Consider the following 13,684-nt stretch of genomic DNA (forward strand, 5'->3'; position numbering starts at 1 on the left):
GGGCCGGTGCGTCCCCGGGTCGGCCGCGAACCGCTGTCGGGGCGTGTGACCTGCCCGGGCAGGTGGGACGACGTCCAGCAGAATCAGGCCATGCGAGCCGCGTACATCGAGCGTCCCGGGCCCGCCGCGGGCATCCGGGTCGGTGACCTGCCGACACCCCGCCCCGGCCCGACCGACGTCCTGGTCGACGTCATCGTCACCACCGTCAACCCGGTCGACACCTTCGTCCGCTCCGGGGCCTATCCCACGGCGCTGCCGTTGCCCTTCGTGGTCGGCCGCGACCTGGTCGGCCGGGTGGTGGAGACGGGACCGGGGGCCGCCGGCTTCCGCGCCGGCGACCTGGTCTGGTGCAACAGCCTGGGGTACGACGGCCGGCAGGGCAGCGCCGCCGCGCAGGCCGTGGTGCCGGTCGACCGGCTGTACCGGTTGCCGAGCGGCGTCGACCCGGCCACCGCGGTGACCGTGCTTCACCCGGCGGCTACGGCGTACCTGGCGTTGTTCGTCCACGGCCGGCTCCGGCCCGGCGAGACCGTCGTCGTGGCGGGTGGTGCGGGCAACGTCGGCGCGGCGCTGGTGGCGCTCGCCGCCACCGCCGGGGCCCGCGTCGTGGCGACCGCATCGGCGGCCGACGCCGATTACTGCCGTCGCAGGGGCGCCACCGACGTGCTCGACTACCGCGCTCCCGACGTCGTCGACCGGCTGCGGACGGCCTGCCCGGACGGAATCGACGTCTACCTGGACACGTCCGGACGCAACGAGCTGGAGCCGGTGATCGACCTGCTCGCCCGGCGCGGACGGATCGTGCTGCTCGCCGGCGCCGCCACCCGGCCGGTGCTGCCGGTCGGCGCGCTCTACCAGAACGACCGCGCGGTGCTCGGGTTCGTGATCTCCCACGCCACGGTCGCGGAGCTGGCCGAGGCCGCCGGCCTGGTCAACCGGATGCTGGCCGGCGGGCGGCTGGCGCCGCGCGAGGTCGTGCCGCTGCCCTTGTCGGCGACGGGTCAGGCGCACCGCATGCTCGAACAGGGCGAGCTTCGCGGCCGGCGGGTGGTGATCCGGCCGTGAGGGCGGGCCGGACCATGCGGATCCCCGAGGAGGTCCGGGCGGACGTGGAGACGTTGTGGCGCTACCACGACATGTGCCACCAGCCGCGCCCCTGCGACGTGGGGATCGGGCTGGGCAGCGACGACCTGGGCGTCGCGGCGGTCGCGGCGCGCCTGTTCCACCAGGGCCTGTTCCGGTGGATCGTGTTCACCGGTGCGAACGCGCCGACAACCGTGCAGCGGTTCCCGCGCGGGGAGGCGGTGCACTACCGCGAGCACGCGATCGAGCTGGGCGTGCCAGCGGAGTCGATTCTCGTGGAGCCGCGCGCGACGAACACCGCCGAGAACCTGGAGTTCTCGCGCCGCCTCCTGGCCGAGCGCCGGATCCCGGTGCGGTCGGCACTGGTCATGTCGCGACCGCACCAGCAGCGCCGGGCCCACGCCACCTGCAAGCGGATCTGGCCCGAGGTCGACGTGGTGTGCGCGTCGGATCTGCTGGATCTCGACGACTACGTGCGTAGCATCGGCGACCCGCAGGGTGTGGTGGAGATGCTGGTCGGCGACACACAGCGGATCGAGGTGTACGCCGAGCGCGGGTTCGCGATCCCGCAGGAGATGCCGGAGGAGGTACGCGCAGCGTTCCGGCGGCTGGTCGCGGCGGGCTACACCAAGCGGCTGGTTTGACGTCCCGGCGACCGCGACGGGTCGGCCGTGAAGGATCCCGAGCGCGGCTAACCGCTGCCGCCGTGCCAGGTGCGCCAGAGAGCGGCGTACGCGCCACCGGCGCGGACCAGGTCGTCGTGGCCGCCGAGTTCGGTGATGCAGCCGTCCTCCAGCACCGCCACCCGGTCGGCGTCGTGCGCGGTGTTGAGCCGGTGCGCGATGGCGATCACGGTCCGCCCGGCGACGATGGCGGCGAGCGCGCGCTCGGTGCGCCGGGCGGTGGTCGGATCGAGCGCGGCGGTCGCCTCGTCGAGCACGAGGATGTCCGGGTCGGCGAGCACGAGCCGGGCCAGGGCGAGTTGCTGGGCCTCGGCGGCACCGAGTTCGCGGGCACCGTCGCCGAGTTGCGTGTCGAGACCGTCGGGCAGGTCGGCGTACCAGTCGGCGCCCACGGTGACCAGCGCGGAGCGCATCTGTTCGTCGGACGCGCCCGGCGCGGCGAAGGCGAGGTTGTCGCGCAGCGAGCCGATGAAGACGTGATGCTCCTGGGTGACGAGGGCGATCCGGCGGCGGCGCTCGGCCGGGTGCAGCTCGGTGACCGGGCGGCCGTCGAGGCTCACCCGGCCCTCGCGCGGCGCGTCGATCCCGGCGAGCAGCCGGGCCAGGGTGGACTTCCCGGCGCCGGACGGGCCGACGATGGCGAGGCGTTCTCCCGGCTGCACCTCGAGGTCGATCCCGTGCAGCACATCCGGCCCGGCGGCGTACGAGAATCGGGCGCCGCGCACGGCGAGCCGTTGCCGGGACGGGGTCGCCGCGCCCCGCGGCCCCGGTATCCGGCCGGCGGCCGGCGGGTCGCTGACGGAGCCGACACCGAGCACGCGGGCGAACGAGGCGAGGCCGCGTTGCGCCTGCTCCATCCACTGCAGCAGCCGGTCCAGGGGATCGATCGCCTGCTGGAGGTAGAGCGCGGCGGCGACCACCTCGCCGAGCGACACCGTGCCCCGGTCCAGGACGAACCCGCCGACCAGCAGCACCGCGGCGATCGGGAGCGGGTAGCTCGCCTCGACCACCGGGAAGAAGACCGAACGGAGGGCCAGGGTCGCCCGGCGGGTGGCCCACACCCGACCGATGCGCTGCGCGCCGTACGCGATGCGCTCGTCGCCGAGGCGGAGCGCCTCGACCGTGCGGGCGCCCTCCGCGGTCGTGGTGAGCGCCTCGGTCAGCTCGGCGGTCGCGGCACCCTCGGCGAGGTACGCCGGCCGGGCCCGGCGCAGGTACCAGCGGGTGACCGCGAGGATCGACGGCAGCCCGGTCAGGGCGATCAGCCCGAGCAGCGGGTGCAGCAGGAAGATCGCGCCGAAGAGGAGCGCCAGTTGGGTCGAGGAGATGACGACGACGGGTACCACCTCCCGGACGGTGGTCCCGACGGTCGTCACGTCGACCGAGCTGCGGGTGGCCAGTTCGCCGGTGCCGGCGCGCTCGACGACGGAGACCGGCAGGTCCAGCGTCCGCGCGACGAACTCCTCGCGCAGCCGGGCGACGGCCCGCTCGCCGAACCGGTGGCCGGCGTACTGGGCGTACCGGGAGAGCAGCCCCTGGGCCAGCACCGACGCGCCGATCGCGAGGGCCAACCGGTCGACGGCGGCGACCCCGCCCCCGGTGGCGACCTCGTCCACGATCCGGCCCAGCAGCCAGGGTGCGGCGAGCCCGGCGACCGCGGCGGCGGCGTGCAGCACCAGCAGGACGGCGACGGCCCGCCGGTCCTGGGCGACGAGGCGCAACGCGGCCCGGCGGACCGCGGCCCGGTCCGCGACGGGGAGCTTGGTCACCGCAGCGCCCGGTCGACGTCGGCGGACTCGCTGTCGCGGGACACCAGCGCCCGGTAGCCCGGGTCCCGGTCCAGCAGGTCGGCGTGGGTGCCGACGGCCACGGCCCGCCCGTCGCGCAGGTGCGCGACGGTGTCGGCGCACGCGAGCAGCAGCGGGGACGTGGCCAGCACGACGGTGGTCCGCCCGGTCCGCGCAGCGCGGAGCCGCTGCGCGATGCGCGCCTCGGTGTGCGCGTCCACGGCCGAGGTCGGGTCGACGAGGATCAGCACCTCCGGTTCGGCGAGCAGGGCCCGGGCGAGGCGGAGGCGTTGTCGCTGCCCGCCGGAGAGCGTCCGGGCCCGCGCGCCGACCGGGGTGGCGAGCCCGGCCGGCAGGGCGTCGACGACATCCTCGGCCGACGCCGCACGCAGGGCGGCGCGGATGTCGGCGTCACCGGTGCCCGCCCGGGTCCGCAGGATCTCCCGCAGCGTCCCGGCGAAGAGGTAGGAGTCGTGGTCGGCGACGAGGATCCGGGCGCGCACCTCGTCGAGGTTGATCCCGGCCAGCGGCACGCCGCCCCAGGTGACCTCGCTGACGGCGTACCGCCCGAGCCGGTCGGCCAGCGCGCTGGCGGCAGCCGGGTCGTCGGCGGCGACAGCCAGCAGCCGACCGGCGGGCACCGTCAGGCCGCTGGCGGGATCGTGCAGGTCGGCGGGGTGCTCCGGCGCGGGCCGGGATCCCGATCCACCGGCCGGCGTGACGTCGTCCGGGGTCAGGTTGAGCAGGGCGACGATTCGCCGAGCGGCGACCCGGCCCCGGATCAACTGGTAGCCGCCTTCGAGCAGGAACCAGACCGGCACGACGAGGATCGCCACGTACCCGTAGACGGCGACCATCTCCCCGATCGTGATGTCGCCGGCCACGGCCATCCGCGCCGCCAGCCACACCACGGCGGCCAGGAAGAGGCCCGGCACGGCGATGGTGAGCGCCTCGATCCAGCTGTTCACGGCCCCGACCCGGTACCCCTCGGCCAGCAGGTTCCGGGAGCGGGCCGCGTACCGGCGGGCGAACAGGCCGCGCCCGCCGACCCCGGCGAGCACGCGCAGCCCCGCCACGATGTCGCCGGCCCGTGTGGTGAGGATGCCCTGCTGGTGGCGGTAGGTCGACTCGACCCGTTCGAGGCGGCGCAGCAGCGGCGCGACGACCAGCACCACCGCCGGCACGCCGAGCAGCACGAACAGCGCGAGGACGGGGGAGATGGACCACAGGACGACGGCGACGAACGCGTACGCGAACACCGCCCCGACGCCCGGCCCGGTCATCGTCAGCACCGCCGACGTGTGCGTGATGTCGGTGCCGCCGACGGTGGCGACCTCGCCGGCGGCGAGCTTGCGCGGCAGCACGGCGCCGATGCGGGACAGGTGGCGCAGCAGAACGCCCGCCGAGCGGGCCGACGCGTCCTCCCGGACGAACGTCATCGTGCGGTGCCGCATGATGCCGAGGTAGGCGAGGCCCACTCCCGCGACGACGATGGCGGCCACCCACCACGACAGCGCCCGGTGGTCGCCTGCGCGCAGCCCGTCGTCCACGGCCCGCGCGACGAGGTACGGCCGGGCGGACAGCCCGAGCATCCAGGCCGTGCCGATCAGGCTGCCGCGCAGCACCCGCCAGGGCTGGCGGCGGACCAGCCACCAGATGTAGCGGATCGGCCCCCGGGTGTCCGGCACGCCCGGATCGGCATGCGGGAGCTGTGGGGGCACCGGTCCAGGTTACCGATCACGCGTTTGACGTGCGGCCCCTGTCGTCAGGCCGCAGCCACCGCACGATCAACGGCCGGCCGGGCGACGCGTGTCGGTGCCGGGGGAGAAACCGCCGATGCCGTCACGAAGCAGGCCGAAATGGGCTGCGATGGAGAGGTGGAGGCACTGCGGAGGCACTGGGGCCGGGGGCAGGCGGTCAAGCTGCTGCGCAGCCCGACCAGCGCCCAGCAGGCCACCTACGTGGAGCTGTTCTTCGACCTGACGATGGTGTTCGCCTTCAACCGGCTGGCGGCCGCAGCGGTGCCCGGTTTGGAGGTACCGGGCCTCGACGTCGCGGACATCGCCAGCCGGTGGACCACGGTCGGCCGCACCGTGCTGCTGTTCGCGCCGCTGCTCTGGGCGTGGACGACGACCGCATACATGACCGCGAGGTTCGACCCGCGGGCCCCCGGGGCGCAGTGGGCCGTCCTGGTCACCGCGTTCGCCGTGCTGGTGATGGGCACGAGCGCGCCGCACGTGTTCGGCGGCGGTACCGCACTGTCGTTCGCGCTGGCGTACGTGCTCAGCCAGCTCTTCCGGTCGTCGATCTTCGCCTACGCCCTCGGCCGGCACCCGCTGGCCCGGGTGTACCGCCGCGCCACCTTCTGGTTCGCCGTGAGCGGAGTCCTCTGGGTCATCGGTGCCGTGTTCCCCGGCCGGGCGCATCTGCTGCTGTGGATCCTGGCGGTGGTCGTCTCCCTGGGCTCGGTGCGGTTGGGCTGGCCGCTGCCCCGCCTGGGCCGGGGGCGGATCTCGGTGTGGCGGATCTCGCCGCACCATCTCGCCGACCGGTACACGCAACTGGTCCTGATCGCCCTCGGCGAGGCGATCCTCACGGTCGGCATCACCTACGCCAATGGCCGCAGGAGCTCCGGCTGGTACGAGGGCATCGGACTGGTCGTCGCGTTCGTCACCGCCGTGCTGATGTGGCGCATCTACTTCCAGCGGGCCGGCCAGGTGCTCGGTGACGCCGTCGCCGAGGCCCGGGACCCGGCGGCACTGGGGCGCTTCGTCGCGTCCGCCCACGCGGTGTTGATCTTCGGGATCATCATGACGGCGATCGGGCAGGAGCTGATCCAGCGCCACCACACCCGACCCACCTACTCGGCATGGGTGATCATGATCGTCGGCGGGCCGGCCTGCTTCCTGATCGGCCGGGCCATGCTGGAGTGGGCGGTCTTCTCCCGGGTCTCCGCCAACCGCTGGGTCGGCATCGCCGTACTGCTCGGCGCCGTCGTGCCCCTGATGGCCCTACCGTCGCTGGCCGCCGGGATCACCGCCTCCGTCATCCTGGCCGGGGTCGCGGTCATCGACACCCGCCGGGCCGCTGGCCGCCCGCTGGAGCACCCGCGACCCGCCGACCTGCTGACGGAACGGCCGGCACGGCGTCGGCAGTAGCAGGGATGCCGGGTGACGGCACCGGCAACCGTCAGAAGAGGGTCAGGGGTCCGACCGGGGCCGGCTCGGGCAGGGGTTCGAGCTCCGGTACGCGGGCGCGTACCTCGTCGTGGAACCGGCGGGCGAGCGCCGGCGCCTCCGCGTTGTCCGGGGTGTGGATGAACACCGTCGGCGACCGGCCCTCGCGCAGCCAACCGACGACGATGCCGACCCAGCCCTGCCAGCCCGCGACCGTCCGCGCCGAGTCGTCGCGGCCCAGGTAGCGGACGATCGGCCGGTCGGTCAGGGCGACCGCGCGGAACGGCAGTCGCGGCTTCTTCGTCCAGGCGTCGCGTTCCGCGTCGCTGCTGGGCGGGCTGTCGAAGAAGGCGGTGGTGTCGAAGGGAATCCACTCGGCGGCCAAGGCGGCGAGCGCCTCCTCGAGGAGTCGGGTGGCGGAGGGCTCGGTGAAGAACGCGGGGTGCCGGACCTCGACGGCGTACCGGTGGGAGGCGGGCAGGCGGCGCAGGAAGTGGGCGAGCGCGGGCACATCGGCGGGCGCGAAGGAGCCCGGCAGTTGGATCCAGAGGGCGTGGGCGCGGGGGCCGAGGGGCTCGACCGCGTCGAGGAAGGCGCGCAGCGCCCCGTCGGTCTCGCCAAGGCGGCGTTCGTGTGTGACGACCCTGGGCAGTTTGAGTACGAACCGGAAGTCGGGGTCGGTCTGCTGTGCCCACGACGCCACGGTGTCCCGCGCCGGAGTGGCGTAGAAGGTGGTGTTCCCCTCGACGGCGGTGCACCAGCCGGCGTAGTGCCGCAGGCGGTCGTGTGCCGGCAGCCGGTGCCCGGGCCAGGCCCTGTGCGTCCACATCGCACAGCCCACGTGAAGACGCATCCGACCTCCCGTGCCGGCGGCGGTGGCCGCCGCTGCCGCATGCTAGTCCGGCGGCGCCGGGCGGCCGCGATCCACCCCCGGGCGCCGGCCGTCGAGGAAGGCCGCGAGATTCCCTGGGAACGGATACAACCCGGTGGACCGGTGGACCCGTCTGAGGGTGGGACGTATCCAGACGGAGGAGCGGTGCATTGGCAGACGGGGACGAGGAGTACGTCGAGTACGTCACGGCGCGGATACCCGCGCTGCGCCGGCTCGCCTGTCTCCTCACCGGGGACGAACACCGGGCCGACGACCTGGTCCAGCAGACGATCACCGCGCTGTACGTGAAGTGGGCCCGCGCCCGGGCGGCCGACGACCTCGACCGGTACGTGCGGACGATGCTCGTGCGGAGCTTCATCGACGAGCGGCGCCGGGCGTGGTCGAGGGTACGGCTGTTCGCGGCCCCGCCGGAGCCGGCGCCGGCGCACGACGCGGGTGTCGAGGACCGGCAGGTCCTGCGCGCGGCGCTGGCCCGCGTGCCGCGCCGCCAGCAGGCCGTGCTGGTGCTGCGGTTCATCTGTGACCTGCCGGTGGACGAGGTGGCGGGGTTGCTGGGGTGCGCGCCCGGAACTGTCAAGGATCGTTAGATGCTAGGGTCGATGTTGTCAGACACGAACGTCGATCTAAGGGGACGGTCTGATGGTACGGCGGAAGGCCCGGTCGGGGAATCGGGGCCGGTTCGACAGCAAGGACGCGTTGTTGGCCGGTGGCGCGGATGTGCGGGCGTTGCGGTATCAGCGCGCGAGTCAGGACAAGAAGGAGCAGGGCAAGAGCGTCCACGACCAGGGCGTGCTGAACCTGGCGGAGATCACGAAGCGGTCGTGGACGGACGCGGGGTCGTTCACCGACAACCACCGCTCGGCGAGCCGGCACGCGACGAAGGACCGGGAGAACTTCGAGCTGTTGATCGAGCAGATCCGCGCCGGCAAGGGTGACGTGCTGGTGATCTGGGAGATCTCCCGCAAGGAACGCGACCTCGCGGTGTACGTGAAGATCCGCGACATGTGCCACGAGGTCGGCCTCTATTTCTGGCTCGTCGGCGGGGTCCTGTACGACCTGCGGGACAAGAACGACCGGATGATGCTCGGCTTCCAGGCCGTCCAGGCGGAGTGGATGGCCGACTCGATCCGCGACAACGTGCTGCGCGGCATCGTCGGGGCCGCGGAAGCGGGCCGCCCGCACGGGAAGATCACCTACGGGTATCGGCGGATCTACGACCAGCGCACCCGTGCCCTGCTTCGTCAGGAGCCGGACACGGAGATCCGCAAGGCGGTCGCCGCGGACGGGACCGTTACGGAGTACTCGCATGCTCAGGTGGTGCGGGACAACTTCCGCAAGATCTCCGAGGGCATGCCGCTGACGGTTCGGGAAGCGGAGTTGAACCGGCTCGGGATCCCGGCCTCACAGGGTGGGATCTGGCGGCGGGGGATTCTGCGCAAGCAGTTGATGAACCCGGCTTACATCGGCAAGCGGGTGCTGCGCGGGGAGATCGTGGGCGACGGGATCTGGCCGCCGCTGGTGAGCGAGGAGACGTACTGGTCGGTGGTGCGGATGCTGGGCGACCCGTTCCGCACGACGACCCGTCCCGCGCGGGCGGTGCATCTGCTGTCGTACATCGTGCGCTGCGGGGTGTGTGACGGGCCGTTGTCGTCGCAGCGGCTCAACCGGCACGGCTGGACCGGGCAGGTGTACTCGTGCCTGCACCGGCGGTGCACGGCGGTGAAGGCCGAGTTCTTGGACGAGTACGTGCAGCGCACGGTGGTGGCGTGGCTGTCCCGCCCCGACGTCTACGACATCCTCACCGCCGCCCGCGCCACCGACGAGGAGGTCGCGCACGCCCGCGCCGAAGCACAACGACTGCGGGGTGAGTTGGAGGACTGGCGCAAGCTCGGCGAGGAGGGCGAGGTCACCGCGATCGCCTACGCCCGCGCCGAGAAAGGCCTGCTCGCGCAGATCGCCGAGCACGAGCAACGCGCCGCGGACGCCGGCATCCCCGCCGTGCTACGCGGACGCATCGGCGACCAGGCGGTGCAGGCGTGGCAGGAACTCGGCGACGACATCCCGGTCAAGCGAGAGATCATCCGCCTCGTCGCCGACATCAAACTCCTCCGCGCGGGGTTCAAGGGTGAGCGCCGAACGTTCGGCCGTCACCGCTTGGATTGGCGGTGGAGGTTCGGCCCGCAGGACCAGGCAGCCTGATCGTGCACGGCGGCGTCGGACGGTTCGTCTCGGCGCCGCCGTCATGGCGTATCACGTGCCACGTGCCCTACCGAGCGGAATTGACGCAGCGGGCCGCAGGAGGTGACGCCAAGAGCCGCAGCGATCTCGCCGACACCACCGCGGTCGGCATATACGTACTGGCGGTGTTTCCGCGGCCAGGGGCGCGTTCCGGCGGCACAGCTCGATCGTTGCTGACCTGGCGCTGGACGTCGTCGCCGGGCCTGCCGGGAGCGAGGATGCGGCGCGCCGTCGCCTCGAGTGCTTCGCGTTGGATGGTGGGCAGGCCTGAGGCGCGATCCAACTGACCATGTCATCAGAAGAGGGGTGGCTGAGCTTCAATGATCGGCTGTTTCGCTTCAGCCGCCGGCGGCAGCATGCCGGAGTCCTCAAGCTCTTTCGCCCTGAGGAGCGGTCCATCGAGGATGGCTTCCAGTACGTCATCCTGCTGCGGTTCGAGGAGCACGCATCCATGGAGTACGGCTAGCAAGTTTCGCAAGTCGTCAGTGAAGTCCCACTTGGTGGCGACGATCTCGTTTAGTGGGGACGATTTGCGCACGCGGGGCTTTTTTGAGCGGTAGCCAAACCATTTTTTGACCACTTGCGTGCCGCAAACGTCGTAATCCCACACCCCTGAGGGAACGGGACCGAGGGCTCCTTCGCCAACGTGCAGGGTCGAGCTGTCCCGATCGTACGTGATGCATTCGGGCATGTGGCCCGGCGCCCCTGGTATGGGCACGAGGACATCAGGCCGCAGTTCCCGCGGGGGTCCCGGTGGACGGCCGGCCGTTGAGCAGACATAACGCTCACCGTAGGTCTGGAGCCAGATTACTCGTTCTCCGAGCCTGACTGCTCTACGCCAAAGGTCGGGGTTCAATGTGAACGGAATCCGTACTCCCGGGGTGCGAAGCTCCGAACGGAATCGTGTCGGGAAGCCGGGATGCGACGCCACAGCGGCAACATAGGCGAGCACGTCGTCGCAGGTAACGTCAGTCTCGAGCTGACGAGAAAGGTGCTCGATCAAGCCAGACGCGATGTTGGGTTGATCACCGCTGGCGTCACGGTATTTAGGTAATACCCTGCCTCCATGATGGCCCATGTAGTGGTGGGTATCCGGCACTTCAGCGGCGAACACGACGGCCGGTCCGGAGGTTACCGATTCCGCGAACAATGTTGTCAGATACGTTTGATGCGTTCCGTATGTAGACCAGAGATCGGGACGAGCGAAGTCGACAACCCTGCGGTCGGCGATGACATACTGCCGGTCGAAGCTCCGGAACGATACGCGCCTGATGGAGACCTGAGGGTCGATGTCGCCAGTCAGTGACGCGGGCTGACCGCTGGCGTCAAAGTGCGGCGAGAGTGCGAGGCCGATTTTCCTATCCCGAGTTTCCTTCATGAGCTCTGGCCGTTCTGCTAGGGGAGCCAAGCTTAGGCGCCGCCACCGCTCGGCCAACGTTTCTTCGTCCGGCGCGTAAACCCATGTTCGGTTGGGTGTTATACCTGGGGATTGCCACGGCATCAGGTCGGCGAGCGCAATACAGTCGTTCCATATGGCCTGCGATGCGGGTCGGAAGGGTGCTGACCACTTCGTTGGGCAGTCCAACCAGCGACCGCTTGCAGCAGTCAGTGTCTGGATGGCGTCGAATTTTTCTTGCCTGGTCCCGGAGAGGGCAATGTATCGAATCCTGGCAGGTATGGCTGTGTTGGCCGTCTTGCTGCGTCCGAACACTCCGATGCACAGCGGCTGCTGCACGTCCGGGAAGACGCGCGTCGGCACCTCTGACTGGTGCCCCTCAGGAGAGAGATCGATGATCCAACCCCAGTCCGCTTGCCGTCGCAGGTACTCGCGCATGCCGGCGAAGCCTGGTCCGGTCGTGTAAGCCGACGTGCAAACGAATGCGACGACTCCCTCGGGGTGCTCAGGATGCGCTTCGAACACCTTCCAGGTGGCCCAGCGCCAGAAGTAGATGTTCAAGTTGTGCAGTTTGAATTCGAGTCGGCCGGTACCCGTGCCCCGAAAGGCGTCGAGCATGCTCGACTTCCCCTTGTTGCTGGCGAGTACGAGCCCTCCCTGGCCTTTGGCACGTTCGAGGTAGGGTGGGTTGCCGAGAACGACCATGACTCGTTCCTCGGTCTTGACCTTGATTGCCTGCGCCCGGGAATCAGCGATTGGGCGGTATACGTACGGACTAACGAGCGTCTCTACATTAGGATCGTCCAGGGTGTCAGTGACGTAGAACCTGACCTTCTCGTCGGTGACTTCTATTCCCCGCGCTGCGAGATCCTGGTGTAGCCGTAGTTCCGCTACGGCGAAAGGCGCGATCTGGCGTTCAAAGCCGACTAGTCGGCCGAGGAGGGCACGAAGTTCGGCCGGTTCGTCCCCGTGGTCGGCCGCGATCGTCTCCGCTACACGTGCAATGACGCTCAACAGGAAGGTGCCGGTGCCCATAGCCGGGTCGACGACGACTACGTCGCGGTCGGCGAGGCCGAGCCGTCGTTGCAGCTTGTCGTGCAGGATGCTGTCGACGAACTGGACCATGAAGTTTGCAATTGGCTGCGGTGTGAAGTAGGAGCCACTTCCCCGTCGCACTGCTGGGTCGTACAGCTCCAAGAAGTGTTCGTACAACTGGTCGGACGTGTCGGTCCGCCAATCCGTCCAGTCACTGGCCGCGATGGCGCGGCGCAGCGTTTGCAGCGCCACGCTGCGCTGCTCGATGGTGGGACCACCGTGGTCCTCGGTGAGGATGGCCAGCGCTCGCCCGACGAGAAGGTGGTTCTTTGCCAGCTCTCGCCCGAGCGTCGGCAGTTCCTTGCCCTCGAAGTCGATTCCTGACCGGCGCGCCAAAAGCAGCCCAAATGTGACGGTCTGCGCGTAGGCGTCGGCGAACAACTCTTCGCTCAAGTGCGGAAATAGCCAGGTGCGCCAGTCGGCTAGGTGATCACTGAAGAGCCGTACTCTTCCACCGAGCCGCTCTTGACCAAGAGTGTCCAACACCTCGTCGCGCAACAGTCGACAAAGTCGTGCCGCGTCCCGGACCAGATGTTCAAGGCGGCGATGTGGACGTGGACGCCATGAAAGGAACGCATGAAGCACGAGCGCCAGGTTGGCGTCTGCGGGGCGAAGCCGCCCACCGGCCCGGTGCAGGTCGCCTTCCATCCGTGCCACTGGCCCCTGCAGCTCTCCCCAGCGATACACCGCGAAGGACTGACCGTCGCTGTACAGGACATTTGGAAGCAGCTGAAGCTGGGCCCATTGCTTACGCTCCCGAGCCGTGGGATGCCAACCCTGGCTGGGCACGCCCCGACCGGGCGCCTTGAGTTCCACATAACCGATCGGGGCTCCGTCGACGTCGATCAAGTAGTCAGGACGGATAGCCAGATCCGGGAGGCGGACCTCGCCATGCGCCCTAACCGGACAGCCAATCGCTCGTCCAGCCGCCCTGAGAAGCTCGACCATTGGCGCCCGCAAAGTGTCCTCCGGAGCAGCCAGACCCCGCTGAAGCACCGGCGCGACGGAAGCACCGAAGCGAGAAACTGCCGCCTCAAGCACGGCGCCATACGCCTCAGCAGAGCCCCGAGGACCGGGCACTTCAGCCGCGTTGCGGGTGCGGGCGCTCCTAGCCATGCGCCCTCGTCTGGACCGGGTCAATCGTGCACATGCCGCAACCACCCAGCTCGCCATGGCTACCCGAAGTCATCGACCGACCTCCCGCCGTGTTCTCACAGCATGCGACAGGCAGCGAGAGAGATCAATGCCGGCAGTGCACATTTGGCTAACCGCATGATGCCCATAGGCACGCACAGCAGATGTCGGCGTACAGGTTGGTGTGGCCAGCCAGGTAC

General features: G+C 70.3%; 9 protein-coding genes. 5 read left to right on the forward strand and 4 right to left on the reverse strand.

Annotated elements, in window-relative coordinates:
* Positions 1-90 precede the first annotated feature (90 nt).
* Positions 91-1,065 (forward strand): NADPH:quinone reductase, encoded by a 975-nt coding sequence (locus EV376_RS11085; RefSeq protein WP_130322367.1) that lies wholly within the window; start codon positions 91-93, stop codon positions 1,063-1,065.
* 14 nt (positions 1,066-1,079) lie between these two features.
* On the forward strand, positions 1,080-1,727 hold the full coding sequence (locus EV376_RS11090) for a YdcF family protein (protein ID WP_130328611.1): 648 nt from the start codon (positions 1,080-1,082) through the stop codon (positions 1,725-1,727).
* Positions 1,728-1,774: 47 nt separating this feature from the next.
* Here EV376_RS11090 and EV376_RS11095 read toward each other — a convergent pair whose 3' ends face one another.
* On the reverse strand, positions 1,775-3,535 hold the full coding sequence (locus tag EV376_RS11095; protein ID WP_130322369.1) for an ABC transporter ATP-binding protein: 1,761 nt from the start codon (positions 3,533-3,535) through the stop codon (positions 1,775-1,777).
* Entirely contained in the window at positions 3,532-5,274 is a 1,743-nt protein-coding gene (locus EV376_RS11100; RefSeq protein WP_130322371.1) for an ABC transporter ATP-binding protein, read from the reverse strand. The genes EV376_RS11095 and EV376_RS11100 overlap by 4 nt, the downstream gene beginning before the upstream one ends.
* Positions 5,275-5,412: 138 nt before the next feature.
* Between EV376_RS11100 and EV376_RS11105 the strand changes: the two genes are divergently transcribed.
* Entirely contained in the window at positions 5,413-6,711 is a 1,299-nt protein-coding gene (locus EV376_RS11105) for a low temperature requirement protein A (RefSeq protein WP_165437987.1), read from the forward strand.
* 31 nt (positions 6,712-6,742) lie between these two features.
* On the opposite strand, the gene EV376_RS11110 is transcribed toward EV376_RS11105, so the two are convergent.
* Entirely contained in the window at positions 6,743-7,558 is an 816-nt protein-coding gene (locus EV376_RS11110) for a DUF72 domain-containing protein (protein WP_207228126.1), read from the reverse strand.
* Positions 7,559-7,770: 212 nt separating this feature from the next.
* On the opposite strand from EV376_RS11110, the gene EV376_RS11115 reads away from it, so the two are divergent.
* Entirely contained in the window at positions 7,771-8,208 is a 438-nt protein-coding gene (locus EV376_RS11115; protein ID WP_130322378.1) for a SigE family RNA polymerase sigma factor, read from the forward strand.
* Positions 8,209-8,260: 52 nt separating this feature from the next.
* Positions 8,261-9,820 (forward strand): recombinase family protein, encoded by a 1,560-nt coding sequence (locus EV376_RS11120; RefSeq protein ID WP_130322380.1) that lies wholly within the window; start codon positions 8,261-8,263, stop codon positions 9,818-9,820.
* Between the two features lie 334 nt (positions 9,821-10,154).
* Here EV376_RS11120 and EV376_RS11125 read toward each other — a convergent pair whose 3' ends face one another.
* A complete protein-coding gene (locus EV376_RS11125) occupies positions 10,155-13,199 on the reverse strand; it encodes a type ISP restriction/modification enzyme (RefSeq protein ID WP_165437988.1) in 3,045 nt (1,014 codons plus the stop codon).
* Between the last annotated feature and the right edge of the window lie 485 nt (positions 13,200-13,684).

Source organism: Micromonospora sp. CNZ295 (assembly GCF_004217535.1).

Coding starts and splice junctions, on each gene's coding strand:
- EV376_RS11085 (WP_130322367.1), top strand. CDS start 91: ATGCGAGCCGCGTACATCGAGCGTCCCGGGCCCGCCGCGGGCATCCGG.
- EV376_RS11090 (WP_130328611.1), top strand. CDS start 1,080: ATGCGGATCCCCGAGGAGGTCCGGGCGGACGTGGAGACGTTGTGGCGC.
- EV376_RS11105 (WP_165437987.1), top strand. CDS start 5,413: ATGGGCTGCGATGGAGAGGTGGAGGCACTGCGGAGGCACTGGGGCCGG.
- EV376_RS11110 (WP_207228126.1), bottom strand. CDS start 7,558: ATGTGGACGCACAGGGCCTGGCCCGGGCACCGGCTGCCGGCACACGAC.
- EV376_RS11120 (WP_130322380.1), top strand. CDS start 8,261: ATGGTACGGCGGAAGGCCCGGTCGGGGAATCGGGGCCGGTTCGACAGC.